23 protein-coding genes are annotated in these 25948 nt (G+C 72.2%); 9 read left to right on the top strand and 14 right to left on the bottom strand.

Annotated features, from left to right (window positions below):
- Positions 1-119 precede the first annotated feature (119 nt).
- The gene (locus tag ACWGKU_RS30550) at positions 120-959 is read right to left on the bottom strand and encodes a class I SAM-dependent methyltransferase (protein ID WP_387695386.1); all 840 of its coding nucleotides are present in this window, start codon (positions 957-959) and stop codon (positions 120-122) included.
- A 191-nt stretch (positions 960-1150) separates the two neighbouring features.
- Positions 1151-1963, bottom strand: coding sequence for a cyclase family protein (locus ACWGKU_RS30545; protein ID WP_359908120.1), 813 nt, complete (start codon positions 1961-1963; stop codon positions 1151-1153).
- Between the two features lie 86 nt (positions 1964-2049).
- Here ACWGKU_RS30545 and ACWGKU_RS30540 point away from each other — a divergent pair, with 86 nt between their 5' ends.
- Entirely contained in the window at positions 2050-2556 is a 507-nt protein-coding gene (locus ACWGKU_RS30540; protein ID WP_359908123.1) for a MarR family winged helix-turn-helix transcriptional regulator, read from the top strand.
- Positions 2557-2582: 26 nt separating this feature from the next.
- On the opposite strand, the gene ACWGKU_RS30535 is transcribed toward ACWGKU_RS30540, so the two are convergent.
- Positions 2583-3818, bottom strand: coding sequence for a serine hydrolase domain-containing protein (locus ACWGKU_RS30535; protein WP_359908126.1), 1236 nt, complete (start codon positions 3816-3818; stop codon positions 2583-2585).
- A 213-nt stretch (positions 3819-4031) separates the two neighbouring features.
- Here ACWGKU_RS30535 and ACWGKU_RS30530 point away from each other — a divergent pair, with 213 nt between their 5' ends.
- Entirely contained in the window at positions 4032-4685 is a 654-nt protein-coding gene (locus ACWGKU_RS30530) for a nitroreductase family protein (protein ID WP_401052892.1), read from the top strand.
- A 315-nt stretch (positions 4686-5000) separates the two neighbouring features.
- Positions 5001-5708, top strand: a complete 708-nt coding sequence (locus ACWGKU_RS30525) for a LuxR C-terminal-related transcriptional regulator (RefSeq protein ID WP_452179347.1) — start codon at positions 5001-5003, stop codon at positions 5706-5708.
- Positions 5709-5721: 13 nt separating this feature from the next.
- Here the strand turns inward: ACWGKU_RS30525 and ACWGKU_RS30520 are convergent, their stop codons facing one another.
- Entirely contained in the window at positions 5722-6702 is a 981-nt protein-coding gene (locus ACWGKU_RS30520) for an LLM class F420-dependent oxidoreductase (RefSeq protein WP_401048181.1), read from the bottom strand.
- A gap of 150 nt (positions 6703-6852) precedes the next feature.
- On the opposite strand from ACWGKU_RS30520, the gene ACWGKU_RS30515 reads away from it, so the two are divergent.
- Both ACWGKU_RS30515 and ACWGKU_RS30510 read left to right on the top strand, forming a co-directional pair.
- Positions 6853-7176: an ArsR/SmtB family transcription factor gene (locus tag ACWGKU_RS30515; protein ID WP_401048179.1), complete on the top strand. Its 324-nt coding sequence runs from the start codon at positions 6853-6855 to the stop codon at positions 7174-7176.
- 112 nt (positions 7177-7288) lie between these two features.
- Positions 7289-7777, top strand: a complete 489-nt coding sequence (locus ACWGKU_RS30510; RefSeq protein ID WP_452179348.1) for a hypothetical protein — start codon at positions 7289-7291, stop codon at positions 7775-7777.
- Between the two features lie 89 nt (positions 7778-7866).
- Here the strand turns inward: ACWGKU_RS30510 and rodA are convergent, their stop codons facing one another.
- From rodA to folC, 8 genes are all read right to left on the bottom strand, one after another.
- A complete protein-coding gene (gene rodA, locus ACWGKU_RS30505; RefSeq protein ID WP_359908141.1) occupies positions 7867-9066 on the bottom strand; it encodes a rod shape-determining protein RodA in 1200 nt (399 codons plus the stop codon).
- Entirely contained in the window at positions 9063-11363 is a 2301-nt protein-coding gene (gene mrdA, locus ACWGKU_RS30500; RefSeq protein ID WP_401048172.1) for a penicillin-binding protein 2, read from the bottom strand. The genes rodA and mrdA overlap by 4 nt, the downstream gene beginning before the upstream one ends.
- 51 nt (positions 11364-11414) lie before the next feature.
- Complete coding sequence (gene mreD / locus ACWGKU_RS30495; protein WP_452179349.1) at positions 11415-12053, bottom strand: rod shape-determining protein MreD; 639 nt, start codon at positions 12051-12053, stop codon at positions 11415-11417.
- A gap of 3 nt (positions 12054-12056) precedes the next feature.
- A complete protein-coding gene (gene mreC / locus ACWGKU_RS30490) occupies positions 12057-13028 on the bottom strand; it encodes a rod shape-determining protein MreC (protein ID WP_401048169.1) in 972 nt (323 codons plus the stop codon).
- Between the two features lie 115 nt (positions 13029-13143).
- Positions 13144-14169, bottom strand: a complete 1026-nt coding sequence (locus ACWGKU_RS30485; RefSeq protein WP_049648984.1) for a rod shape-determining protein — start codon at positions 14167-14169, stop codon at positions 13144-13146.
- A gap of 365 nt (positions 14170-14534) precedes the next feature.
- Entirely contained in the window at positions 14535-14948 is a 414-nt protein-coding gene (gene ndk / locus ACWGKU_RS30480) for a nucleoside-diphosphate kinase (RefSeq protein ID WP_359908153.1), read from the bottom strand.
- A 108-nt stretch (positions 14949-15056) separates the two neighbouring features.
- The gene (locus ACWGKU_RS30475; RefSeq protein ID WP_401051401.1) at positions 15057-15407 is read right to left on the bottom strand and encodes a DUF4233 domain-containing protein; all 351 of its coding nucleotides are present in this window, start codon (positions 15405-15407) and stop codon (positions 15057-15059) included.
- Between the two features lies 1 nt (position 15408).
- Positions 15409-16800: a bifunctional tetrahydrofolate synthase/dihydrofolate synthase gene (folC, locus tag ACWGKU_RS30470; protein ID WP_401051400.1), complete on the bottom strand. Its 1392-nt coding sequence runs from the start codon at positions 16798-16800 to the stop codon at positions 15409-15411.
- A gap of 185 nt (positions 16801-16985) precedes the next feature.
- Here folC and ACWGKU_RS30465 point away from each other — a divergent pair, with 185 nt between their 5' ends.
- The 3 genes from ACWGKU_RS30465 to ACWGKU_RS30455 all read left to right on the top strand — a co-directional run bounded on the left by ACWGKU_RS30465 (position 16986) and on the right by ACWGKU_RS30455 (position 21333).
- Positions 16986-18419, top strand: coding sequence for a glycosyltransferase family 2 protein (locus tag ACWGKU_RS30465; RefSeq protein ID WP_401051398.1), 1434 nt, complete (start codon positions 16986-16988; stop codon positions 18417-18419).
- A 64-nt stretch (positions 18420-18483) separates the two neighbouring features.
- Complete coding sequence (gene wecB / locus ACWGKU_RS30460; protein ID WP_452179350.1) at positions 18484-19629, top strand: non-hydrolyzing UDP-N-acetylglucosamine 2-epimerase; 1146 nt, start codon at positions 18484-18486, stop codon at positions 19627-19629.
- Between the two features lie 165 nt (positions 19630-19794).
- Positions 19795-21333: a chitinase gene (locus ACWGKU_RS30455; RefSeq protein ID WP_452179351.1), complete on the top strand. Its 1539-nt coding sequence runs from the start codon at positions 19795-19797 to the stop codon at positions 21331-21333.
- 31 nt (positions 21334-21364) lie between these two features.
- On the opposite strand, the gene ACWGKU_RS30450 is transcribed toward ACWGKU_RS30455, so the two are convergent.
- A complete protein-coding gene (locus ACWGKU_RS30450; RefSeq protein WP_380543344.1) occupies positions 21365-21889 on the bottom strand; it encodes a hypothetical protein in 525 nt (174 codons plus the stop codon).
- A gap of 312 nt (positions 21890-22201) precedes the next feature.
- Positions 22202-24841: a valine--tRNA ligase gene (locus tag ACWGKU_RS30445; protein WP_452179352.1), complete on the bottom strand. Its 2640-nt coding sequence runs from the start codon at positions 24839-24841 to the stop codon at positions 22202-22204.
- 190 nt (positions 24842-25031) lie between these two features.
- On the opposite strand from ACWGKU_RS30445, the gene ACWGKU_RS30440 reads away from it, so the two are divergent.
- Positions 25032-25901 (top strand): hypothetical protein, encoded by an 870-nt coding sequence (locus tag ACWGKU_RS30440; RefSeq protein ID WP_452179353.1) that lies wholly within the window; start codon positions 25032-25034, stop codon positions 25899-25901.
- The last annotated feature ends 47 nt before the right edge of the window (positions 25902-25948 follow it).

Here is a 25948-nt window from a genome sequence, read left to right as displayed (position 1 = left end):
CCCCGGCCACGCCCGGACGGAACACCCCGACGGAACACCCCGACGGAACACCCCGACGGAACGCCGACGGGCCGGCCGCCCCCGCAGGGGTGACCGGCCCGTCGGCGTGCGCGGGCGCGTCAGGCCCGCTTCCCCCAGGCGGTGAAGACCGCGAGGGAGAGGTCCCGGAACTGCGGGTCGGCGAGCTCCCGGTACGCCGCCTCGAAGTCCTCCTCGGTGGCGAGTCCGGCGGCCACCACGGCCGGCCGGGTCTGCTCCAGGGTGAGCCGCCACCACTCGGCCTCGTCGTCCCCGCCGGCGATCAGCTGGAAGCGCGCGTCGTGGCCGAGGCCGCTCAGCCCCTTGCCCTCCAGCGGCACCGGCAGGCTGCGCGCCCATTCGGTGTCGGTGCCCACCGCGGTCTCCAGGTGGCGGCGGAAGGCCCGCAGCACGGTCCGGTAGCCGGGGTGCGGCGAGTCCTTGATCGGGAAGAAGGCCGGCTCCTCCAGCACCAGCGTCCCGCCCGGGGCCAGCCACTGGACCAGCCGCTCCACCGCCTTCTCCGGGTCGGGCAGGTGGATCACCACGTACCGGGCGTGGATGAAGTCGAAGGAGGCGGGCGGGAAGTCGTCGGTGTAGACGTCGTGGCGCAGCACCCGCACGCCGTCGGCGGCGAGTTCGTCCAGGAAGGTGGTGTCGAGGTCGGTCACGGTGACCTCGGCGCCCTGTTCGGCCAGCCAGCGGGCGACCGAGCCGCCGCCCCCGCCGACCTCCAGCACCCGGTGCCCGGCCCGCAGGCCGAGCCCCCGGAAGCGGCTGCGGGTGTGCTCGTCCAGGACGGACTCCAGCAGCCGCAGCCGGTGCAGTTCGGTGTCCACGGCGTGGCTGAACACCCCGTCGCGGTAGCGCTCCTCCTTCCACTCCCAGCGTTCGCCGGTGGCCCCGGCGAAGACGGACTCCGAGTCGGTCTGTACGGTCATGGGCTTCTCCTGTGATCGCGGGTCGTTGTGATCGCGGGTCGTGCCGTTCGCGGGTCGTTGTGATCGCGGGTCGTGCCGTTCGCGGGTCGTGCCGTTCGCGGGTCGTGCCGTTCGCGGGCCGTGCCGTTCGCGGGCCGCTGTCAGCGCCGGTCGTCGTGGTCGCCGGTCGTGCCGTTCGCGGGTCCGCCGGTTCAGACGAAGGCGAGGACGCGGACCGGGCCGCCGGTCCCGCCGAGGTGCTTGGGCGCGCCGACCACGGCGACCGCGCCGAGGTCGGGCACGGTGTCGAGCCCGGCGAGGCACTCGATGGCGTACTTGCCGGCCGGCAGCAGCACCCGGTGGGTGTCCGGGTCGGCCGGGCGGGTGCCGGGGTCGAGGCTGATCGAGTCGGTGCCGACGCCCACCACCGAGCGCTCGGTGACCAGGAAGTGCGCGGCCTCCACCGAGATCCCGGGGAAGCGGTAGAGCCCTTCCGCGGGGTCGAGGTTGAGGAAGGCGCCGGGGGTGTCGATCCGGTGCGCCCAGTCGTTGTCGACGGCGAGCAGCGCACCGTCGGGGATGCGGCCGTTGCGGCTCTCCCACGCCAGCAGGTCGTCGACGGTCAGTTCGGTGACGTGGTCGCGGGCGGCGCGCTCGCCGATCCGGACCACGGCCAGCGGTGCGACCAGGGTGTCGGCCGGGATCTGGTGGGTGGCCAGGCCGTCGTCGTCGAAGTGCGAGGGCGCGTCGAGGTGGGTGCCGATGTGCTCGTTGTAGGTGAGCTCGAAGGCGTTGTACTCGTGCTCGGCGAGGTTGGCGAGCCGCTTGATCTCCATCGGCTTGACGTACAGCTCGAACACCGGCCAGTCCGGGCCGACCACGTGGGTGAGGTCCCGGACGGCCCCGCGCGGCAGGCTGATCGGGGCTCTGGCCCGGAGCGGCGCCGAGACCTCGGCGGGCGCGGCGGCGACGGGCCCGGTGGCGGTGTGGCCGGTGGCGCCGGCCACCGTTTCCGGTGAGCACATGGGATTCCCCTTCCTTGAGAACGTCTACGGAAAAACAATCTCCTGAACGCGTTATGCTGATGGCCCCGCCCGCAGAAGGAGTTCCGATGGCCACCGCCCCGCGGACGCCCCGCCTCGCCTCGCCCAGCCGGACGGACGACGGGGGCGAGCGCCGGCAGTACTTCGCGACGCTCACCCGGGAGCGCCCGGACATCGCGCTCTGCCGGGCCACCACCGTGGTCGCCCGGGCCATCGACGAGGAGCTGACCGGCGCCCGGCTGACGGTGGCCCAGCACCTGGTGCTGAAGATGCTGGACGCGGTCGGGGCCTGCTCCCAGCAGGAGTTGAGCGAGCAGCTGCGGATCGACCGCAGCGTGATGGTCGGCTGCATCGACGGCCTGGAGAGCTCCGGACTGGTGGTCCGCGAGCGTCACCCGCGCGACCGCCGCGCCTACGCCGTCACCATGACCGAGGTCGGTTCGCGGGCCCTGGCCGAGGCGGAGGCGGGCATCGCCCCGATGATGGACCGGGTGTTCGCCGCGCTCACCGCGGAGGAGCGGGACACGCTGATCCGGCTGACCCGCAAGCTCCTCGCCGTCCAGCCGGGCGGGTGAGCCCCGGAGCGGGGCGGGCGGACCCGTTATCCGACCAGCGCCTGGTTGACCAACTGCCGCAGGCGTCCGTGCAGTTGGTGCGCACTGGAGGGCATCAGCTGGGTCAGGAACAGCACCGTCAGCCGCTCCGCCGGGTCCACCCAGAAGATGGTGGACGCGGCGCTGTGCCAGCCGTACTCCCCGGCGCTGGCCGGCACCCCGGCGGCGGCCGGGTCCTGCACCACCGCGAAGCCGAGCCCGAAGCCGACCCCGGCGGTGGGCATCTCGGAGAACACCGGCCGCCCGACGCTCTTCAGGTCCCCGCCGCCGGGCAGGTGGTTGCGCAGCGCGTGCCGCAGGGTGTGCCGGCCGAGCACCCGTACGCCCTGGTACTCGCCCTCGCCGAGCAGCATCTGGCTGAACCGGTGGTAGTCGGCGAGCGTGGTGACCAGTCCGGAGCTGCCGGAGAGGCAGTGGGGCTCGCGCAGCACGTCACCGCCGAAGGCGTCGTTGCGGACGGCCTTCCCGCTCGCCGGGTCGACGACGTAGAAGCCGGCCAGCCGGTCGGCCTTGTCGGCCGGGACGTGGAAGCCGGTGTCGGCCATGCCGAGCGGGCCGAGCACCCGCTCGGCCAGGAACTCGTCCAGCCGCCTGCCGGAGGCGACCTCGATCACCCGCCCGAGCACGTCGCTGGAGGCGCCGTAGTTCCAGGCGGTGCCGGGCTCGAAGAGCAGCGGGAAGGAGGCCCACTTGGTGACGCACTGGGCGAGGTCGAGGCCGGGCGCGGTGGTCCACTCGAAGCCGTTGGCGGTGTAGATCTCGTCCACCGGGTGCGCCCGGTGGAAGCCGTAGGTCAGGCCGGAGGTGTGGGTGAGCAGGTGCACGATCCGGATCGGCTCGGCGGCGGGGACGGTGACCGGCCGGGAGGCCGGCCCGCGCTGGTAGACCCGGACGTCGGCGAACTCCGGCAGGTAGCGGGAGACCGGGTCCTGGAGGCCGATCGCACCCTCCTCCAGCAGCACCAGCGCGGCCACCGAGGTGACCGGCTTGGTCATCGACCAGGACCGGTAGATGGTGTCCGGGGTCTGCGGCAGGCCCTTCTCGACGTCGCGGTGCCCGTATCCGGCGAGGTGGGCGACCTTCCCGCCGCGGGTCACGGCGAGCTGCCAGCCGGGCAGCCGGCCGTCGTCCACGTAGGCCCGGAGGTAGGAGTCGATCCGGCGCAGCCGCTCGGGGTCCAGCCCGACCTCGGCCGGTTCGACTTCGACTTTGATCTGCGACATGGCGTCCTCTCGCGGTCGAGCACTCTCATCATGTTTCGAATGTTCGAAGATAGTGGAAGCATAGAAAGAATCAACTCGGCACACAAGAGCGGAACTTGAGATCCCGTCCGGTCCACCCACTGGACTTCGAATGTTGCGCAAGTTTCGAACCATCAATAGGATCCGGAAGGATCCGCACCCCCTTCCGACCCGACCGGAGCTGGAGCCCCGCCCATGTCGCCCCTCGCGCTTTCCATCGACGAACTGCTCACCACCACCCGGGCGGTGCGCAAGCGGCTCGACCTCACCCGCCCGGTGGAACGCGAACTGATCGAGGAGTGCCTGGCCCTGGCCACCCAGGCCCCCACCGGCCGCAACCGCCAGCGCTGGGACTTCATGATCATCACCGACCCCGCCAAGCGCTCCGCGATCGCCGACCTCTACCGGCTCGGCCTGGTCCGCCCCCGCCAGCAGGTGGTCGGCACCGGCGTGGACCGCACCGTCGGCGACCAGCTGCGCCGACTCCGGCTCGCCGAGAGCGCCCAGCACCTCTTCGACCACCTGCACGAGGTCCCGGTCCTGGTGATCCCCTGCGTCCGGATCGAGGGCCGGCACGAGGTCGACTCCTTCGTCGGCCAGGCCAACACCTGGGGCTCGATCATCCCGGCCACCTGGCAGTTCATGCTCGCCGCCCGCTCCCGCGGCCTCGGCACCGCCTGGACCACCCCGCACCTGCACTACGAGCGCGAGGCGGCCGAGATCCTCGGCATCCCCTACGAGACCGTCCTGCAGGCCGCGCTGATCCCGCTGGCCCACACCATCGGCACCGACTTCCGCCCCGGCCCCCGGGTCGGCACCGAGCAGATCGCCCACTGGGACGCCTGGTAGCCCCCCTGGTGGGACCGCGCCCACCAGGAAGTTCTTGACCACCGATCAGGCCGATCTTTAGGATGGCTTCCATGTTCCGGGAATGTCGAGTCAACGGCCTTGCTGCCGCAGCGACTTCCGACTGCGCGACGCACCGCTGCCGCTGTCGCCCCTGAACTCTCCTCCCGCGTCCGCGCACCGACCGCGCACCGACTCGACGCCGGAAAAGAAATCTCCTCTCATCATCACGATTCCGCCCCCGCGGTGGTGCCCCCACGCACCCCGCCGATTCCGGCTGCCCGGAGTCCCGGAATCTCGACGGCAAGGAGAACGAACATGAGCCTGTCCCTCTACCGCCCCGCCGACCCCTCCGATCCCACCGGCCCCACCGTCCGCGTGCTCATCTGCGCCGCCTCACCGCTGCTGCGCACCGGGCTGCGCACCATCCTGCAGCGCTCACCCGGGCTGCAGCCCCTGACCGAGCTCTCCACCACCGCCAGGATCGCCCAGGCCTGCGCCGCCAAACGCCCGGACGTCGTCGTCATCGACGCCGACATGCCCGGCATGGAGGCCTGCGAGGTCAAGAAGCTCACCTCCGACCGGGAGACCGGGCAGCCCGGCGTCATCCTGCTGGTCCGCCCCGGCGACCCGGACCGGATGCTCGACTACCTCAGAGCCGGCGCCCGCGGCCTGGTCCTGCGCGACGGGCCCGAGTCCGACATGGTGCACGCGGTCCGCGCGGTCGCCGCCGGGAACGCGCTGATCTCCCCGCCGATCACCGCCGAGGTGGTCACCGAGATGGCCCGCCGGCTGCCCGGACCTCCGCTGCACACCCCACCGCTGCTCCATCTGCTCACCCCGCGCGAACAGGAGGTGCTCACCCTGATCGCGGGCGGGCTGTCCAACGCCGAGATGGCCGCCGAGCTCCACCTCAGCGAGAAGACCGTCAAGTTCCACGTCTCCAACGTGCTCGGCAAGCTGCGCGTGCGCAGCCGGGCCCAGGCCATGGTCTACGCCCGGTCGGGACACCGGGCGGCCGGATAGGGGCTGCGCGGCGTCACGTCTGCGGGGCCAGGGCCCGCAGCGTGTCGCGCATCCCCTCCGGCCCGGGGCCGAACTCCGGCACCGGCAGCACCGCCAGCAGCGGCGTGTCCACCCCCGCCGCCGCGAACTGCGCGACCCGCTCCCGGCACTCCCCCGGGGAGCCGTGGATCAGCAGCGCGTCGACCAGGTGCTCGGGCACCGCCTCGCACGCGCCGTGGAAGTCGCCCGCCGCCCACGCGGCGTGCGAGGCGGCCAGCTCCTCGCCGCGCCCCAGCCAGTCGTGGAAGCCGCCGTACGTCCGGGCGTTGAGGATCGGCCCGAGCAACTGCCGCCCCTGCCAGCGGGCGTGGTCGCGGTCCTTGGTCGGGCAGACGAACAGCCGGGCCACCACCTCCTTGGTGCGGCCCTCCTCGCCCATCGCCTCCCGCACCCGCGGTACGTCCGCGGCCGCCAGGAAGTTGGTCACCAGCCCGTCCGCCTCCCGGCCGGCCAGCCGCAGCATCTGCGGGCCGAGCGCGCCCATCATCACCGGCGGCACCGGGTCGGGCCGCAGCGCCGGGGTGTACCCCTCGATGGTGAAGGAGTCGAACGCGCCCCGTACCGTCCGGCCGGCCAGCGCGTGCTTCAGGAACCGCACGGTGTCGCGGACCTGACGGTACGGATGCTCGAACGGGATGCCGTTGATCCGGGTGACGAACGGCGGGCCGGAGGAGCCGACGCCCACCACCACCCGGCCGGGAGCGGCCTCGGCCAGCGAGGCGACCGTCATGGCGAGCAGTGCCGGCCCTCGGGTCTGCACCGGCACCACCCCCGTGCCCAGCCGCAGCGCGGGCGCCCAGGCCGCGGCGAGCGCCAGCGGGGTGAAGCCGTCGTAGCCCGCCGCCTCCCCGGTCCACACGTCGGTGTAGCCCAGATCGGGCAGTTCCTCGACCAGTGCGCGGTGGCGGTGCAGCGGGACGCCGCGCAACGGGAGCGTCAGACCGTAGCGGCCCACGGGCACCTCCCGGCGGTTCGCTCGCGGCGTTCACTCATCGGGTGTCCTTCCGCGGGAACGGCGGTGCGGGCCGGCCCCATTGCCTAAGATTGGATAGTACGCCAAAGTTCGAACAATCCATCGCACGACCAGGACGACCAAGGAGCCGCCATGCGGACCCCGAGCCACCCGGCCACCGACTCCATCCAGCTCGCCGGCATCTTCCACGCCCTCAGCGACCCGGCCCGCCTCTCCATCGTGACGGGCCTGTCCGAGGTCGACGAGCAATGTTGCAGCGACCTGGACATCCCCCTGTCCAAGTCGACCCTCTCGCACCACCTCAAGGTGCTGCGCGAGGCCGGCGTCACCACCACCCGGGTCGAGGGCACCCGCCGGCTGATGTCGCTGCGCCGGGACGACCTCGGCCAGCGCTTCCCCGGCCTGCTGGACGCCGTCCTGGACGCCGCGACCCGTGAGCCCGCCGACGCCCACTGATTCTCCCCGACACTCCCGGGGCGGCTCTTCGGCCGTACGACCGGTCTGTGCCCCGGCCTTTGGACCTGAATCGGCCCCGCCCGGCCCCACCGGGCGCGCCGGTGGACCAGGCTTGCCGCGTCCCTGCCGTCCGCAGCCCGCCCTGGAGGCCGCCGTGCCCGCCGACACCCGCGCCCACGAGACCGCCGCCCACGACACCCCCGCTCACGACACCCCCGCTCACGAGGCCGCCGCCCGCGCCGCCCTCGACGCCTTCCTCGACGCCCTCAACAGCCGCGACCTGACGGCCTGGGCGCGGACCCTGCACTACCCGCACGTCCGGGTGCACGAGGGTGAGGTGACGGTCTGGGAGGACGAGGCCGGCTACGTCGAGCGGTCCACCCCCGAGCTGGCCCTGCTGGTCGACTCCGGCTGGGCCCGCAGCGGCTGGGAGAGCGTCGAGCTGAGCCAGTCCTCCCCCGACCAGGTGCACGCCCTGGTCCGCTTCGCCCGCTACGACGCGGCCGGGGAGCGCACCGGCTCCTTCGACTCGGTCTACGTGCTCACCCGGCGCTCCGAGCGCTGGGGCGTGCTCGCCCGGATCGGCTTCCCGGCCGTCTGACCGCGGCGCCCCCCGGCCGCGGGAACGCCCCGGACACGACGGCGGGGCCGGCCCGGGAAGTCCCCGGCCGGCCCCGCCGCGATGCTCGCTCAGGCCGCTATCGGCCGCTGGCTGCGCACCGCCTGGAGCAGCCCGATGGCCATCCAGTTCGCGAACATCGAGGAGCCGCCGTACGAGACGAACGGCAGCGGGATGCCCGCGACCGGCATGATGCCCAGGCACATCCCTATGTTCTCGAAGGCCTGGAAGGACAGCCAGGCGATGACCCCGGCCGCCACGATCGTCCCGTACAGGTCGGTCGCCTGCCGGGCGATCCGGCAGGCCCGCCAGAGGATCACGCCGACCAGCGCGATGATCGCCAGCGCCCCGACGAAGCCCAGCTCCTCGCCGGCCACGGTGAACACGAAGTCGGTCTGCTGCTCCGGCACGAACTGCCCGACGGTCTGGGTGCCGTGGAACAGCCCCTTGCCGGTCAGCCCGCCCGAGCCGATCGCGATCCGGGCCTGCGCGGTGTTGTAGCCGACGCCGTTCGGGTCCAGCTGCGGGTTCGCGAAGGCGGCGAAGCGGTCGATCTGGTACTGGCTCAGCAGTCCGAACTTCCAGATCGCCACGCACCCGGCGGTGCCCGCCACCAGCAGGCCGAGCACCCAGCGGTTCGCCGCGCCCGAGCCGAGCAGGATGCCCAGCACGATCGCGGCCATCACCATCACCGAGCCGGCGTCCGGCATCAGCAGCACTATGCCCATCGGCAGCCCGGCCCAGAGCAGTCCCCGGAACACCGCCCGGTGCGAGGGGAACTCCCGCTCCCCCGCGTCCACCTGGTCGGACAGCACGACCGCCATCGCCAGCACGATCGCGAGCTTCGCGAACTCGGCCGGCTGGATCGAGAAGCCGCCGCCGAGCTGGATCCACGAGTGCGCGCCGTTGATGGTCGAGCCCAGCGGGCTGAGCGTCGCCAGCAGCATCAGGAGCACGCCGACGTACAGGAACGGCACGATCGTGCGGAAGCGCCGGCTCCCTATCGCTATCACCACGGAGCACAGCACCAGCCCGACCACGAAGTTGGTCAGGTGCCGGTACAGGAAGTACTGCGGGTCCCCGTGGGTCAGCGAGTCGCGCCCGCGGGTGGCCGACCAGACCAGCAGCGAACTGCCGGCCGAGAGGGCCAGCGCGGCCAGCAGCAGTATCCAGTCCAGCCGCCAGAGCGGGGAGTCCTTGGCCAGGGCCTTGGAGACCCCGCTGCGCTGCGGGGCCAGCCGCAGCTGCCGGTACGAGCCGTAGGAGGTCATGCCCGTCCCCTTCCCGGTCCGCGCGTGGGTTCGAGCGCGGCGTCGGCCGCGGTGTACGACGCCGGACGGTCGGCCGGCGGCGTCCGGTCGAGGAAGGCCGTCGCCGGGGCCGGCTGCGCGGCGGCCGCGTCGAGCAGCGCCGGAGCCGGTGCGACGGCCTGCGCCTGGGCGCCCGGCGCCGCGTCGACGCCGTACGAGACCGGCTTGATGATCGCGGTGCCGTCCGGGTTGAACTTCGGCAGCTCGGCCTGCGGCGCGGGCAGCAGCGCCTTGCCGGTGTCGATGCCGCCCTTGTCGTCCACGCCGTACAGCGCCTGGTAGATCCGGCGGATGGCGTCGCCGGAACCGCCGGAGCCGGTGCCACCCTGGCTTATCGTCATGACGACGGCGTAGTCCTTGCTGTACGTGGTCAGCCAGGAGGTGGTCTGCTTGCCCTCGACCTCGGCGGTGCCGGTCTTGGCGTGCAGCGTGATCTTGTCCTGCGGCCAGCCGTTGAACTTCCAGGCGGCGGTGCCGCTCTTGATGACGCTCTCGGTGGCCTGGTTGATGTAGCTGAGCAGCTTCTCGTCACCGGGGAACCTGGCGTCCTCGTGCGGGGCGATCTCGCGGACGAGGTCCCCGCCCGGGCTTATCACCGCCTTGGCGATGGTCGGCCGGTAGAAGGTGCCGCCGTTGGCCAGCGCCGAGTAGATCCGGGCCATCTGGACCGGGGTGACGAGGGTGTCGCCCTGGCCGATCGCGAAGTTGACGGCGTCACCGGCGCGCATCTGGTAGCCGTCGACGCAGTTCTCCCGGGCGATCTGGTCGGAGTAGCTGTTGCCGCCCTTCTGCCCCTGGGCGCACCAGGCGTCCTTGTTGTTGTCGTAGAAGGACTGCTTCCACTGCCGGTCCGGCACCCGGCCGGTGACCTCGGACGGCAGGTCGATGCCGGTCTTGGCGCCGAGGCCGAACTCGTGGGCGGTCTTGAAGAACCAGTCGCCCGGCTCCTTCTTGGGCTTGATGCCGCCGTCCTTCAGCCACTGGTCGTACGCCAGGCCGTAGAAGACGGTGTCGCAGGAGACCTCCAGCGCCTTCTCCAGGGAGATCTGGCCGAAGTTCTCGCTCTCGAAGTTCTTGAACTCGCGGCCGCCGATGGTCATGCTCTTCGGGCAGTCGTAGTGGCCGTCCAGCGAGTAGCCGGCCTGCACGGCGGCGGTGGTGGAGATGACCTTGAAGGTCGAACCGGGGGCGGACTGACCCTGTATGGCCCGGTTCAGCAGCGGGAAGTTGGAGTCCTTGCTGGTCAGCGACTGGTAGTCCTTGCCGCTGATGCCGCCCACCCAGAGGTTCGGGTCGTAGGTCGGGGCGCTCGCCATCGCGACGATCCGCCCGGTGTGCACGTCCATCACCACGGCGGCGCCGGAGTCGGCCTCGTAGTTGCGGTTGGTGACCTTGTCAAAGGTGTTCCGGGCGTCGTTCATGGCCTGCGCCAGGTTGTCCTCGACGACCTTCTGCACCCGGGCGTCGATGCTGGTGACCAGGTTGTCGCCGGTCTGCGGGGCGACGGTGCCGGCGTTGCCGATCACCCGGCCGAGGTTGTCCACCTCCAGCTTGGTGATGCCCGCGGTGCCGCGCAGGTCGCGGTCGTACACCGACTCCAGGCCGGCCCGCCCGATCTGGTCGGCCGGCAGGTAGCGGTCCAGGCCGCTCCTACCCGCGGTCTTGCTGACCTCCTCGTCGGTGACCGGCGAGAGGTAGCCGAGCACCTGGGCCATGTTGGCGCCCTCGGCGCCGGTGTAGCGGCGCACGGCGGTGGGCTGCGCGGTGACCCCGGGGAAGTCCTCGCGGCGCTCCATTATCTGCATCGCCTGCTGGGTGGTCGCCTCCTTGGTGACCGGGATCGGCTGGTACGGCGAACCGTTCCAGCACGGCTGCGGGGTCTTGGCGTCGCAGAGCCGGACCTTCTCCTGCACGTCCTTGGCGGGCATCCCCAGCACCTCGGCCAGCCGGGACAGCACCGCCTTGCCGCCGTCCTTCTGCTGGAGCAGCGAGGTGCGGCTGACCGAGACCACCAGCCGGGTCTCGTTGCCGGCCAGCACCCGCCCGGAGGCGTCCAGGATCTCGCCGCGGACGGCCGGCTCGACCACCTCGCGGATGTGGTTGCCGGTCGCCTTCGCGGTGTATTCCTTGGCGTTGCGGATCTGCAGGTACCACAGCCGCCCGCCGAGGGTGGCGAGCAGCGACAGCACCAGGATCTGCAGCACCACCAGACGGATCGTCACCCGTCGGGTGCGTCCGGTCTCGGGGATGTTGCTCACGTCTCGTGCGCTCCAGGATGCGGGGAGGTCGGGTGGTCGGGGCCGGGCCGGTTACGGCCGGCGGACGAAGCCGGGCACGCGCCGCTTCTTGTACGACGGGCCCGTCGAGGCCTCGCGGGTGGTGCGGTAGCGGGCCAGGGTGCCGAGGCCGGAGCTGCCCTCGTCGTCGTCCGCCGCGGCCACCGGGTCGCGCCCGAAGCGGCGGCCGAGGTACATCACCAGCGGCACCACGAAGGGCGCCAGCAGCAGGTCGTAGAGCAGGGCGCTGATCACCAGTCCGCCGAGGCCGACGTGCCGGGCCGCGGTGTCGCCGACCAGGGCGCCGACCATCGCGTAGAGCAGGGTGGAGGCGACCGCCGCGGCACCGACCACCAGCAGCGAGCCGGCCACGGAGCGCGGGCGGCCGTGGTCCGGGCGCAGCAGTCCGGCGGCGTAGCCCATCAGGCAGAGCACCAGCGCGTAGCGGCCGATCGCGTGGTCGGAGGGCGGTGCGAGGTCGGCCAGCAGGCCGCCCGCGAAGCCGACCAGGCAGCCGCCGGTGGGCCCGTAGACCATGGCCAGGCCGACCACGACGAGCAGCAGTATGTCCGGGGTGGCTCCCGGGAGCTGGAGCCGGCCGAAGACGCTGACCTGGAGGATCAGGCCGAACAGGACGAGGCCGGCGGAGACGGGGATGCGGGCGAGGCGCATGGCTCAGTTCCCCCCAGTGGGCTTGGCGGGCGGGGCGGCGGGCGCGGAGGCCGGGACCTGTCCGGGCACGGAGGCCGGGACCTGGCCCGGCGCGGCGGCCGGCTGGCCCGCGGCGGGCGCCGGCGGCAGGACGGCGTCGCGCGGGTCGGCGCGCGGCGGCACGACCACCACGCCGACCAGGTCCAGCCGGGTGAACTGGACGAAGGGCTCGACCATGACGGTCTTGGTCAGCTGGCCGGCGTTGGCCTGGACCTCGACGACCTTGCCGACCGGGACGCCGGGCACGAACGGGCGGCCGCTCTGCGAGCCGAAGGTGACCAGCCGGTCGCCGGCCTTGACCTGGGCCTTGCCGTTGAGCAGCGAGACCTTCATCGGGCTGTCGCCGCCGCCGGAGGCGAAGCCGATCTCGCCGGTGCTCTCCAGCCGGGTGCCGGCCGAGAAGCCGGGGTCGGAGGCGAGCAGCACGGTGGCGGTGGTCGGGGCGACGGTGGTGATCCGGCCGACCAGGCCCTGACCGTTGATCACCGTCATGTCGCGGGTGAGGCCGTCGTCGCTGCCGGCGTCGATGGTGATGGTCCAGGAGAAGCCCTGGGCCGGGCCGATCGCGATGACCTGGGCCGCCTTGACGGTGTAGCCGCCGGCGCCGGCGGTGCGCAGCAGGTCGTCCAGCTGCTTGGTGCGCCCGGTGGCCATGTCGGAGGAGGCGAGCTTCTGCCGCAGTTCGGTGTTCTCGCGGGCGAGCTGGTCGGTGCGGCCGCTGTCGGTGGCCGCGTCCCGGAAGGCGCGGACGGTGTCGGCGACCGGGTCCACGACGGTGGCGGCTCCGCGCTCGACCGGTCCGAGGACACTGGCGGCGGCGTGCCGGGCCGGGCCGAGCGGGGAGTCCTCACCGCCCTTGATGTCCACGGTGATCAGCGCGAAGGCGACGGCCACCAGCAGGATGAGCAGCAGCCGGCTCTCTCGTGTGTCCCTCACGGTGCTGGTACTGCCCCTTCGTACCTGGCCGCCGTCCGGGGCTGTGGGGCCCGGGCGGCGGCCCGTTCAGTCGAGTGTCGGATGTGACGCGTGGTACCGGTGGTGCGGCGACGTGTCAACGACGCGGCGAGGCGTCGAGTACCTGCTGGAGGGCCTCGAACTCCTCGACGCACTTGCCGGAGCCGAGCGCGACGGAGTCGAGCGGGTTCTCCGCGATGTGGATCGGCATGCCGGTCTCGCGGCGCAGCCGCTCGTCCAGGCCGCGCAGCAGGGCGCCGCCGCCGGTGAGCACGATGCCCCGGTCCATGACGTCGCCGGCCAGCTCGGGCGGGCACTGGTCGAGGGTGGTCTTGACCGCGTCGATGATCGCGTTGACCGGCTCGTCGATGGCCTCGCGGACCTCGGCGGCGGAGATCACCACGGTCTTGGGCAGACCGCTGACCAGGTCGCGGCCGCGGATCTCGGCGTGCTCGTCCTTCTCGCCCTCCAGGCCGAAGGCGCTGCCGATGCTCATCTTGATCTGCTCGGCGCTGCGCTCGCCCAGGAGCAGCGAGTACTCCTTCTTGATGTGCTGGACGATCGCGTTGTCCAGCTCGTCGCCGGCCACCCGGATGGACTGGGCGGTGACGATGCCGCCGAGCGAGATCACGGCGACCTCGGTGGTGCCGCCGCCGATGTCGACGACCATGTTGCCGGTGGCCTCGTGGACGGGCAGGCCGGCGCCGATCGCGGCGGCCATCGGCTCCTCGATGATGTGCACCTGGCGGGCGCCGGCCTGCGAGGAGGCCTCGATGACGGCGCGGCGCTCGACGCCGGTGATGCCGGAGGGCACGCAGACCACGACGCGGGGGCGGGCGAGGTAGCGACGGCGGTGGATCTTGAGGATGAAGTACCGCAGCATCCGCTCGGTGATCTCGAAGTCGGCGATCACGCCGTCCTTGAGCGGGCGGATGGCGACGATGTTGCCCGGGGTGCGGCCGATCATCTTCTTGGCCTCGGCGCCGACCGCGAGGATCCCACCGGTGTTGGTGTTCACCGCGACGACGGACGGCTCGTTCAGGACGATGCCCTTGCCCCTGACGTACACCAGCGTATTGGCTGTTCCGAGGTCGATCGCCAAGTCGCGGCCGATGAACGACAGGTTGCTCGCCATGGGGTGTGGGTGCCTTCCCGGGCTCGGAGTTCATGGGGGGGTGGACGAATGCGCGCCCACGCTTGGGCGGAGACCAGCTGAGCTGCCTTACCGGGCCCTTGAGTCGCGTCCATCGTAGTCACGCCGCGCGGCACGGACGTAGACGTGGGGCATACCGTCCATTGTCCGGGGCGTGATCGCATCTCCGAGGATTGGGACGCCGTGTCGGCGCCTCCAGTTCCCTATTTCACGATAAGAATGCCCCGGCCGGGCCAATGGTCCCGACCGGGGCGGACGAAGGTCCTGCGGGTGCGTCACCCGCTTCCCCGGGGTGTGTCACCCCTGGTCCCGCCGGGCGTGTCGCCCGGTCCGGGTCAGGCGTGCGCGGGGAAGAAGATCTTGATCTCGCGCTCGGCGGACTCCGGGGAGTCGGAGGCGTGGATCAGGTTCTCGCGGGTGATCGTCGCGTAGTCGCCGCGGATGGTGCCGGCGCCGGCCTCCAGCGGGTTGGTGGCGCCGGCCAGCATGCGGATGCCCTTGACGACCTCCTCGCCCTCGACGATCAGCGCGATCGACGGGCCGGAGGTCATGAACTCCAGCAGCGGCTCGTAGAACGGGCGGCCCACGTGCTCCGCGTAGTGCTGCTCCAGCGTCGCCCGCTCGAAGGTGCGCAGCTCGACGGCGGCGAACCGCCAGCCGGCCTTGCGCTCGATGCGGCTGATGATCTCGCCGGCCAGGCCGCGGCGGACGGCGTCGGGCTTGAGCAGGACGAGAGTGCGCTGGGACACGGTGCGTCTCCTGGGGATTCGGTTCGGCGGACAGTCGGGTCGACAAGCGGCGCCGACAGGGCAGAGATTACCTTGCGTACACGGCGTGTCGGTCCGCCGGTCCGGGCCTCAGACCTGTACTGCGGCGGCCTCCGCGGCGGCCCGGGCGGCCTTGAACTCGTCGACCTTGCGGCCGTAGTGCACCGAGCACCACCACAGGCCGGCGAAGACCACGCCGAGACCGAACATGGTCGGCAGGATGAAGCCGCCGGCGATCAGCCCGATCTGCAGCGCCCAGCCGATCTGCACCGCGCCGGGGCGGTCGATCATGCCGCAGAGCAGGACGCACAGCGCCATCGCGATGCCGCTGACCGTCCACACCTCCGCGCCGGAGACGTCGGTGAGCCGCACCGCGACCAGCGCCGCGAAGAGGATCAGCAACGCTTCGCCGATCAAGGTCGAGGAGCAGAGCGTCCTCATGTCACTTCCTCCCGAGCAGCAGGCGGGCCTCGCCCACCGTGATGACCGAACCGGTGACCAGCACCCCGGAGCCGCCGAGGTCGCCCTCCTCCTCGGCGAGGGTGACGGCGGCGGCGATGGCGTCGTCGAGCCGGGGCTCGACCTGGACGCGGTCCGGGCCGAAGACCTCCACGGCCAGCGCCGCGAGCGCGTCGACGTCCATCGCGCGGTGGGTGGAGTTCTGGGTGATGACGACCTCGGCCAGGATCGGCTCGAAGGCCTCCAGCACGCCGGCCACGTCCTTGTCCCCGGAGGTGCCGATCACGCCGACGAGCCGGGTGAAGCCGAAGGACTCGGTGAGCGCGGCCACGGTGGCGCGGGCGCCGTGCGGGTTGTGGGCGGCGTCCAGGACGATCGTGGGGCTGCGGCGGACGACCTCCAGGCGGCCCGGCGAGGAGACGCCGGAGAAGGCCTGGCGGATCTTGTCCACGTCCAGCTGCCCGCCGCGCGCACCGCCGACGCCGAAGAAGGCCTCGACCGCGGCCAGGGCGAGGGCCGCGTTGTGCGCCTGGTACTCGCCGTGCAGCGGGATGAAGACGTCCTCGTACTCCTCGCCGCCGAGTCCGCGCAGCGTCACCAGCTGTCCGCCGACGGCGAGTTCACGGCGGATCACGCCGAACTCCATGCCCTCGCGGGCGACCGTGGCATCCACCTCGACGGCGCGGCGCAGGATGGTCTCGGCGGCGTCCAGCTGCTGCTGGGCGACGACGGCGACGGCACCGGACTTGATGATCCCGGACTTCTCGACCGCGATCTCGCCGGTGGTCCCGCCGAGCTTGTCGGTGTGGTCCAGCCCGATCGGGGTGATCACCGCGACGGCGGCGTCGATGACGTTGGTGGCGTCCCAGGAGCCGCCCATCCCGACCTCGACCACGGCGACGTCCACCGGGGCGTCGGCGAAGGCCGCGTAGGCCATGCCGGTCAGCACCTCGAAGAAGGACATCGGCACCGGCTGCGCCGCGTCGACCATCCGCACGTAGGGCTCGATGTCGCGGTAGACCTCGACGAAGCGCTCGGGACTGATCGGGGCGCCGTCCAGGCTGATCCGCTCGGTGACGGACTCCACGTGCGGGCTGGTGTAGCGGCCGGTGCGCAGCTCGAAGGCGTTGAGCAGCTGCTCGACCATCCGGGCGGTGGAGGTCTTGCCGTTGGTGCCGGTGATGTGGATGGAGGGGAAGGACCGCTGGGGCTGGCCCAGGATGTCCATCAGCGCCTCGATCCGGTCGAGCGAGGGCTCCAGCTTGTTCTCCGGCCAGCGTTCGGAGAGCTCCACCTCGACGTCGCGCAGGGCGTCGCCGGTGCCGCCGTCGGCGGGGCGGATGGTGTACGGGTTCGGGTCGGCCTTGTCGCTCACGACCACAGTCTACGGAGCGCCGACGGGTCCTCCTCACGGGGTGAGAACCACCACTTTGCCCGCCCTTTGCCGTGATCGCCCATTTTTCTCCCTTTACTATCGATTTGGCGATTTGAACCGCAATGAAGCATCGATTCGCAACTGATGGGAGCCCCCCAGCCTTTGATCACAAGGAGCAGTTCGCCATGCCCGACGCCCTGCACGCATGGATCGTGCTTCGCCAGGACTCCGTCGTCCGGATCGCCGGACTGATCTCCCTGGCCCTCGTCGGCTACATGCTCCTGGTCTTCGGCCGCTTCCTCGTGTACTGGGCGGGCTCCCGGCACGCCTTCCGGCACGGCCGCCCCGCCGAGCCCGGCGACCCCGCCGCCTTCCAGTGGCACCTGGTGATCCCCTGCCGCGACGAGGAGGCCGTGGTCACCCAGACCCTGGACGGCCTGCGGGCCGGCGCGCCCGAGGCCCACCTGTGGGTGATCGACGACGACAGCGAGGACGCCACCCGCGGGCTGGTGCTCGCCGCCGCGGCCCGCGACCCCCGGATCCACCTCGTCCAGCGCCGCCGCCCGCACGCCCGGATCGGCAAGGGCGCCGCCCTCAACGCCGCCTACCGGGAGATCTCCGCCTCGCTGCCCGAGGGCACCGACCGCGCCCGGGTGGTGATCGGCGTGGTCGACGCCGACGGGCGGCTCGGCCCGGGCACCCTCGCCCGGGTCTGCAACGCCAAGGCGCTCGGCCGCCCCGACACCGGCGCCGTCCAGATCGGCGTCCGGATGCGCAACGCCGACGACGAACTCCCACTGCCCGGCCGCGGCCGGGCCGCCAACGCCCTGGCCCGCGCACTGGTGCGGATGCAGGACGTCGAGTTCCAGGCCACCAACACCGGCATGCAGCTGCTGCGCCGCCGCACCGGCAGCGTCGGCCTCGGCGGCAACGGCCAGTTCGTCCGGCTCACCGCCCTCGACTCGCTGACCGCCGAGGAGGGCCGGGCCGGCCGCCCCTGGCCGGAGCGCGCCCTGCTGGAGGACTACGAGTCCGGCCTCGACCTGCGGCTGGCCGGCTGGCGGCTCACCCACGTCACCGAGGCCCAGGTCTCCCAGGAGGGCCTGATCTCGCTGCGCCGCTTCCTCACCCAGCGCACCCGCTGGGCCCAGGGCAACATGCAGTGCCTGCGCTACACCGGCCGGGTGCTGCGCTCCCCGCACTACACCCCGTCCGGCAAGGCCGAGGTGCTGTACACCTTCCTCCAGCCGGTGGTCTGCGTCCTGCTGGTGCTGCTCTTCCCGCTCTCGCTCGGGATCACCGGCGCCGGGGTGGTGCTCTTCCCGGAGGAGACCGCCGAGTTCCAGCTCAGGTTCGGCCCGTGGATGCTGCTCGCCTTCGTGCTCGCCGCCCTGCCGATGGTGTTCTGGGGCTTCGCCTACCGCAGGGCCGTCCACCCCGACCGGAGCCGGCTCACCGCACTGCTCTGGGGCGTCCTGGTCTGGCTCTACGCCTACCACCTGTTCGTGGTCGCCACCCGGGCCGCGGTCCGGATGCTGCTCGGCCGCAACGGCTGGGCCAAGACCCGCCGCAACGCCGAGAAGGTCGCCGTCGGCGCCCCCACCGCGCTCGAGTCCTGACCCGCGTCCCGAGCCGCCCGCCCCCACGCCTCCTCCCCGCACCACGTCCCGACCGGAGTCCCGCATGAGCACGTGCCTGCCCCCGTCCAGCGTCGCCGTCGTCCTCGGTACCCGCCCCGAGCTGGTCAAGCTCGCCCCGCTGATCCACGAGCTCGGCGACGCCACCCGGCTGGTGCACACCGGCCAGCACTGGGACGAGGCGATGTCCGGCCGCTTCCTGCGCGACCTCGACCTGCCCGAGCCCGAGCTGCTCACCGGTGTCGGCGGCCGCCCCCGGGCCGGCCAGATCGCCCGCTCGCTGGGCCAGCTGGACACCGCCTTCGCCGAGGACCGCCCGGTGGCCGTGGTCGTCCAGGGCGACACCAACGCCACCCTGGCCGGGGCCCTGGCCGCCAACGCCCGGGGGGTCCCGCTGGTCCACGTCGAGGCCGGGCTGCGCAGCTTCGACCGGGCGATGCCCGAGGAGCACAACCGGGTGATGGTCGACCACGTCTCCGACCTGCTCTGCGCCGCCACCGGGGAGAACGTCGCCAACCTGCGCGCCGAGTCGCTGGCCGAGGAGCGGATCGAGCTCACCGGCAACACCGTCGTCGAGGTGGTCCGCCGTCAGCTGCCGGACGGGGCCGCCCGCGCCGCCCTGCTCGCCGCGCACGGGCTGCGCCCGGACGGGTACGTGCTGGCCACCGTGCACCGCCCGGAGAACACCGACACCGCCGAGGCGCTCGGCGCGGTGCTCGCCGAACTGGACCGGATCGCCCGGGCCGGCACCCCGGTGCTGTTCCCGATGCACCCGCGCACCCGGGCCGCCGTCGAGCGCTTCGGCCTGGACGGCCTGCTGGAGCGGCTGGCCGTCACCAGCCCGGTCGGCTACGGCGACTTCCTGGGCCTGGCGGGCCACGCGGCCCTGCTGGTCTCCGACTCCGGCGGCGTGCAGGAGGAGTGCACGGTGCTCGGCCGCCCGCTGCTGGTGGTGCGCCGCTCCACCGAGCGTCCGGAGGCGGTGGCGGCCGGCTTCGCCGCGCTGGTGCCGCCCGGCGAGGAGCTGGGCGCCCTGGCCCGCGCCTGGCTCTCCGACACCCCCGAGCGGCTCGCCCGGCTGGCGGCCACCCCGAGCCCGTACGGCGACGGCCTGGCCTCGGCCCGGATCGCCGCGCTGACCGCGGCGATCGCCGGGCCGGCCGGGGTCGGATCCGCACCACCGGCCGCGTAGCGCCCCCTTGACAGCAGAATTGGTCTACTCCACCTTGTGAGGCAAGTCTCCGTTCCCGACCGGGACTTGAGTTGTCGGTAGCTCCCGCACGCGCACCATCGACACCCCGGACGGCGTTCCTCCCCCACGAGGCGCCGCCGGGCCTCCCCCACTGGAGACGGAGTCATGCCACCTGCCCGACACCGGCGCCCGCGCGCCGTCCGTTCGCTGCTCGCCGGAGCGAGCGCCCTGGTCATCGGCCTGGGCGGACTCGCCCTGGCCGACGGCACCGGCGCCCACGCCGCCGACACCGATCTGATCACCAACGGCGGCTTCGAGACCGGGAACCTGTCCGGCTGGACCTGTTCGAGCGCCACGGTCCGGAGCACCGCCGCGCACTCCGGCACGTACGCCCTGCAGTCCACCCCGAGCGGGAGCGACACCGGCGAGTGCACCCAGACCGTCGCGGTGAAGCCCTCCTCCTCGTACACCCTGAGCTCCTGGGTCCAGGGCTCGTACGTCTACCTGGGCGCCCGCGGCACCGGCGGCACCGATCCGAGCACCTGGACCCCCGGCGGCACCGGCTGGACCCAGCTGAGCACGGGCTTCAGCACCGGCCCGAACACCACCAGCGTCACCGTCTACCTGCACGGCTGGTACGGACAGCCGGCCTTCGCCGCCGACGACGTCTCGCTGCTCGGGCCCGGCGGACCGCAGCCGTCCCCGAGCCCGACCGCCACCACCACCGCCTCGCCGAGCCCGACGGCCACCGCCACGGGCACCGGCAGCCCCACCCCCACCGGGACGTCGACCCCGACCAGGCCCCCGGGCCTGCCCAAGCACATCCTCACCGGCTACTGGCAGAACTTCGACAACGGCGCCACCGTCCAGCGGATCAGCGACGTCCCGGCCGCCTACGACATCATCGCGGTCTCCTTCGCGGACGCCACCGCCACCCGCGGCGGCCTGAGCTTCACCCTCGACCCCGCCCTCTCCTCCCGCCTCGGCGGCTACACCGACGCCCAGTTCAAGGCCGACATCGCGGCCAAGCGGGCGGCCGGAAAACGGGTGGTGCTCTCCATCGGCGGACAGAACGGCACCGTCTGGGTGGGCGATTCCGCCTCGGCCGCGAACTTCACCGACTCCGCCTGGGCGCTGATGCAGGGTTACGGCTTCGACGGGATCGACATCGACCTGGAGAACGGCATCAGCTCCACCTCCATGGGCCAGGCGCTGCACGCCCTGGCGGCGAAGGCCGGGAGCGGATTCGTCCTCACCATGGCGCCGCAGACGATCGACATGCAGTCGACCGGCATGGAGTACTTCAAACTGGCGCTGAACGTGAAGGACATCCTCACCATCGTCAACATGCAGTACTACAACTCCGGCGCGATGAACGGCTGCGACGGGAACGTCCACTCGCAGGGCACGGAGAACTTCCTCACCGCGCTGGCCTGCATCCAGCTCAAGGGCGGGCTGCGCCCCGACCAGGTGGGGCTCGGGGTGCCGGCCTCCACCAGCGCCGCCGGCGGCGGGTACCTCGCCGCCGGCACGGTCAACAACGCGCTGGACTGCCTGGCCTCCGGAACCAACTGCGGCAGCTACAAGCCGGACACCAAGTGGCCCGGCATCGGCGGCGCGATGACCTGGTCGACCAACTGGGACGCCAAGGCGGGCAACCCGGTCGCGAGCACCATCGGTTCGCATCTGCACGCCATGCCGTAGCCGGACCGGCCGGCCTGCCGGCGGCCCGGGTTCAGACCCCGGCCCGGGCCTCCGGCACATGCGCGGCGCCGCCGTGCCGACGGCGCAACTCGGCCGTGATCTCGGCCAGTTCGCCGTCGGGCAGCAGCGGCAGCATCATCGCGACGCCCTGCAGCAGGCCGCCGAGCAGGAAGGTGGTGTCCGGTGTCGCCGCCACCAGGCCGCGGACCTCGGCCACCTCGCCGGCCGCCACCGCCTCGATCAGCCGGGCGGCGCTCGCGGTCTCCTCGTCCACGTCGACCGCGCCGGTGTCCTCCGGGGCGCGCCGGGCCATCGCCCGCAGCACCCTGTCGCCGACCTCGGGGGCGTACGCCTTGCGGACGGCCTCGGCGGCGATCCAGGTGAGCAGGGTGGTCACCTCGCGCTCGGCGTGCTCGGCGAACAGCAGGTCCAGCTCGTGGTCGAACGCGATCTGGTTGCCGTGCCGGAACGCGAGCAGCAGGGTCGCCGCCCTGGCCTTGGCCTCCTCGACCGCCTCCACAGGCAGTTCGTCGGCCAACTCCTCGGTCACCACCACGCCATGCCCTCCCGTCCGCCGCTCAGCAGGAACGCTCAGCGGAAACACCCATTCGGAAACTCCGTGCACACGGTACACAGCGGACCTGCAAACTTCCGCGAACCCGCGCGGGCAAGACCGGAATCAATTCGCTCGGAATAGGACCTCACCCGGTCGCAGGATGATAATTCGCCGGAAGGGAGCAATGTTTCTGGGCTATTTGGTGTAGTGAAAGCACCCGGGTAGCCATTCCGGAAGCGAACACCGGAAAAACGCCCGAGGGGCCGCACCCCGCGTGTCGCGGTGTGCGGCCCCTCGGGGACCGGTCCGGGCTCAGCCCTGCGGCAGCGCCGCGAGCTGGGCGGTGATCCGGGCGATGTCGGCCTCGGCGGCCTCCTGGCGGCCCCGGATCTTGGCGACCACCTCGTCCGGCGCCTTGGCGAGGAACGCCTCGTTGCCGAGCTTGGCGGTGGTCTGGGCCTTCTCCTTCTCGGCGGCCGCGAGGTCCTTGGCCAGGCGCTTGCGCTCGGCCGCGACGTCGATGGTGCCGGAGAGGTCCAGCGCGACGGTGGCACCGGCGACCGGCAGCGAGGCGGTGGCCGCGAAGCCCTCCTCGGGAACGGTCAGCCGCAGCAGCGAGCGGATCGCGTCCTCGTGGACGGACAGCACGGTGCCGGCCAGCTCCAGCTGGGCCGGGACGCGCTGCGCGGGCTGGAGGCCCTGGTCCGAACGGAACCGGCGGACCTCGGTGACCACCTGCTGGAGGGTGGCGATCTCCGACTCGGCGGCCGCGTCACGGTAACCGCTGTCCTTCGGCCACGCGGCCACGACCAGCGACTCGGCGCCGGTGAGCGTCGTCCACAGCGCCTCGGTGACGAACGGGACGACCGGGTGCAGCAGCCGCAGCGTGACGTCCAGGACCTCGCCGAGCACCCGGCGCGAGGCGTCCGCCTGCGGGCCGCCCTTGGCCAGGGTGGTCTTGGAGAGCTCGACGTACCAGTCGAAGACCTCGTCCCAGGCGAAGTGGTACAGCGCGTCCGTCGCCTTGGCGAACTGGAAGTCGTCGTACAGCGCGTCCACCTTGGCGACGGTGGCGTTCAGCCGCGACAGGATCCAGCGGTCGACCGCGGTCATGTCCTCGGGCGCGGGCAGCGCGCCCTCGGTGGTGGCGCCGTTCATCAGCGCGAAGCGGGTCGCGTTCCAGATCTTGTTGCAGAAGTTGCGCGAGCCCTTGACCCAGTCCTCGCCGATCGGCACGTCGGCGCCCGGGTTGGCGCCGCCGGCCAGGGTGAAGCGGACGGCGTCGGCGCCGTAGGCGTCCATCCAGTCCAGCGGGTCCACGGCCGTGCCGGAGGACTTCGACATCTTCTTGCCGAACTCGTCGCGCACCAGACCGGTCAGGGCGACGGTCTTGAACGGCGCCTCGCCGTCCATCGCGTACAGGCCGAACATCATCATCCGGGCGACCCAGAAGAAGATGATGTCGTGGCCCGTCACCAGGACGTCGGTCGGGTAGAACTTCTCCAGGTCCGCGGTCCGCTCCGGCCAGCCGAGCGTGGAGAACGGCCACAGGCCGGAGGAGAACCAGGTGTCCAGGACGTCCGGGTCCTGAACCCAGCCCTCGCCGGTCGGCGGCTGCTCGTCCGGACCGACGCAGACGACCTCGCCCTCGGGGCCGTACCAGACCGGGATCCGGTGGCCCCACCAGAGCTGGCGCGAGATGCACCAGTCGTACATGTTGTCGACCCAGTCGAAGTAGCGGCGCTCCAGCTCCTTCGGGTGGATCTCCACCTTGCCGTCGCGGACGGCGTCGCCGGCGGCCTTGGCCAGCGGCTCGACCTTGACCCACCACTGCAGCGACAGCCGCGGCTCGACCACGGTGTGGCAGCGCGAGCAGTGGCCCACGGCGTGCATGTACGGGCGCTTCTCGGCGACGATCCGGCCCTGCTCGCGCAGCGCGCCGACGACGGCCGAGCGGGCCTCCAGCCGGTCCATGCCGAGGAAGGGGCCGTGCACGGTGATCGCACCGCGATCGTCCATGACCGTCAGGTTGGGCAGGTCGTGGCGCTGGCCGATGGCGAAGTCGTTCGGGTCGTGCGCGGGCGTCACCTTGACGGCGCCGGTGCCGAACTCCGGGTCGACGTGCTCGTCCGCGACGACCGGGATCTCACGGTCGGTCAGCGGCAGCTTGATGGTCCGGCCGACCAGGTGCCGGTAGCGCTCGTCCTCGGGGTGGACGGCCACCGCGGTGTCGCCCAGCATCGTCTCGGCCCGGGTGGTGGCGACGACGATCGAGTCCTCGCCCTCGCCGTAGCGGATCGAGACCAGCTCGCCCGGCGTGTCCTCGTGCTCCACCTCGATGTCGGACAGCGCGGTGAGGCAGCGCGGGCACCAGTTGATGATGCGCTCGGCGCGGTAGATCAGGCCGTCGTCGAAGAGCCGCTTGAAGATGGTCTGGACGGCCTGGGACAGGCCCTCGTCCATGGTGAAGCGCTCGCGCGACCAGTCCACGCCGTCGCCGAGGCGGCGCATCTGGCCGAGGATGCGGCCGCCGTAGCTCTTCTTCCACTCCCAGACCTTCTCGACGAAGGCCTCCCGGCCCAGGTCGTGGCGGGAGAGGCCGGACTCGGCGAGCTGCTGCTCGACCTTGTTCTGGGTGGCGATGCCGGCGTGGTCCATGCCCGGCAGCCAGAGCGTCTCGTAGCCCTGCATGCGCTTGCGGCGGGTCAGCGCGTCCATCAGCGTGTGCTGGAAGGCGTGGCCCAGGTGCAGGGCGCCGGTGACGTTCGGCGGCGGGATGACGATGGTGTAAGCGGGCTTGTCGCTCTTCGCGTCCGCGGTGAAGTAGCCACGCTCCACCCAGCGCTCGTACAGCTCGCCCTCTACGTCCGCGGGGGTGTAGGTCGTCGGGAGGGTCGCTGCTTCGTCCCCGGCAAAGGTGCTCACGGGGCGCTGGTTCGTCGTGTCGGTCACGACGCACAGTTTACGTAACCGGGGGGAGGGTCACGAACCGCTTTCGGTGCCCGGACCCGCCGCGCCCGGGCGGGCCCCGGTCCGCCACCGTGCGGTAGCGTGCCCGGGCACTCGTCCGGCGGACCGGACGGGCACGGAACGACTGGACACCACGACAGGCCGCGGGTGCGGCGGGGGAGCACGAACGCAGATGTACGGCCAGGGACAGCAGTACCCGCAGGGACAGCCGCAGCCCTACGGCGGCCAGCCGCCGCAGTACGGGGGGCAGCCGCCGCAGTACGGCCAGCCGCCGCAGCAGCCCTACGGCGCACCCCAGCCCCCGTACGGCCAGCCCCAGTACGGGCAACCGCCGCAGCAGCCCTACGGCGCTCCCCCGCAGCCGTACGGCACGCCGCCGCAGGCGCCGTACGGCCAGCCGGGCTACCCGCCGCCCCAGCAGCCCAAGGGCAAGGGCGGCCTGGTGATCGGGCTGGTGGTCGGCGCGCTGGTGCTGGGCGGCGGCGGCTACGCCGCCTGGTCGTTCCTCGGCGGCAAGGACGCGGGCGGCCAGTACAAGCTCACCGCCCCGCAGACGCTGCTGGACGGCTACGTCCAGAAGTCGGCGAAGGAGGAGGCCGCCGACATGAGCAAGCCCGAGGTCTCCAAGGTCGGCAAGGACCTGCACGCGGTGGTGGCCAGCTACGGCAAGGGCACCGACGTCAAGAACGTGGACTCGCTCTCGGTGATCGGGATCTACGGCGACCTCAACGACCCGGACCAGATCATCGCGGACTCGAAGAAGGACGGCGGCGGGGTCAGCTGGACCACGCCGATGACCGACTACCCCGCGAAGGACAGCCACGCCTCCGCCGGGAAGCTCAGCTGCGGCGTGATCAGCGTGATCGCCGGCAAGGCCGGGCCGACGGTCTGCGTGTGGGCGGACAAGTCCACCTACGGCCGGGTCACCTTCACGAAGATGAGCCTGGGCAGCACCGGCGGCGACAGCGGCCAGGGCGTCACCCCGGACCAGGCCGCGGAGAAGACCCGGGCGATCCGCGACGCCATGAAGGTCGCCAAGTAGCGCGCACGTGACACGGGAGGGGCCCCGCACCGGATCCGGTGCGGGGC

This window comes from Kitasatospora sp. NPDC054768, from assembly GCF_053612025.1.
This window is presented reverse-complemented; position numbering and strand designations above follow the sequence as displayed.

Excerpts from the sequence above, each read along its gene's own strand:
- ACWGKU_RS30545 (WP_359908120.1), bottom strand. The coding sequence starts at position 1,963 with ATGTGCTCACCGGAAACGGTGGCCGGCGCCACCGGCCACACCGCCACC.
- mreD (WP_452179349.1), bottom strand. The coding sequence starts at position 12,053 with ATGCGCCTCGCCCGCATCCCCGTCTCCGCCGGCCTCGTCCTGTTCGGC.
- wecB (WP_452179350.1), top strand. The coding sequence starts at position 18,484 with ATGAGCACGTGCCTGCCCCCGTCCAGCGTCGCCGTCGTCCTCGGTACC.
- ACWGKU_RS30440 (WP_452179353.1), top strand. The coding sequence starts at position 25,032 with ATGTACGGCCAGGGACAGCAGTACCCGCAGGGACAGCCGCAGCCCTAC.
- ACWGKU_RS30550 (WP_387695386.1), bottom strand. The coding sequence starts at position 959 with ATGACCGTACAGACCGACTCGGAGTCCGTCTTCGCCGGGGCCACCGGC.
- ACWGKU_RS30535 (WP_359908126.1), bottom strand. The coding sequence starts at position 3,818 with ATGTCGCAGATCAAAGTCGAAGTCGAACCGGCCGAGGTCGGGCTGGAC.
- ACWGKU_RS30525 (WP_452179347.1), top strand. The coding sequence starts at position 5,001 with ATGAGCCTGTCCCTCTACCGCCCCGCCGACCCCTCCGATCCCACCGGC.
- ACWGKU_RS30465 (WP_401051398.1), top strand. The coding sequence starts at position 16,986 with ATGCCCGACGCCCTGCACGCATGGATCGTGCTTCGCCAGGACTCCGTC.
- ACWGKU_RS30540 (WP_359908123.1), top strand. The coding sequence starts at position 2,050 with ATGGCCACCGCCCCGCGGACGCCCCGCCTCGCCTCGCCCAGCCGGACG.
- ACWGKU_RS30455 (WP_452179351.1), top strand. The coding sequence starts at position 19,795 with ATGCCACCTGCCCGACACCGGCGCCCGCGCGCCGTCCGTTCGCTGCTC.
- ACWGKU_RS30530 (WP_401052892.1), top strand. The coding sequence starts at position 4,032 with ATGTCGCCCCTCGCGCTTTCCATCGACGAACTGCTCACCACCACCCGG.
- rodA (WP_359908141.1), bottom strand. The coding sequence starts at position 9,066 with ATGACCTCCTACGGCTCGTACCGGCAGCTGCGGCTGGCCCCGCAGCGC.
- ACWGKU_RS30515 (WP_401048179.1), top strand. The coding sequence starts at position 6,853 with ATGCGGACCCCGAGCCACCCGGCCACCGACTCCATCCAGCTCGCCGGC.
- ACWGKU_RS30475 (WP_401051401.1), bottom strand. The coding sequence starts at position 15,407 with ATGAGGACGCTCTGCTCCTCGACCTTGATCGGCGAAGCGTTGCTGATC.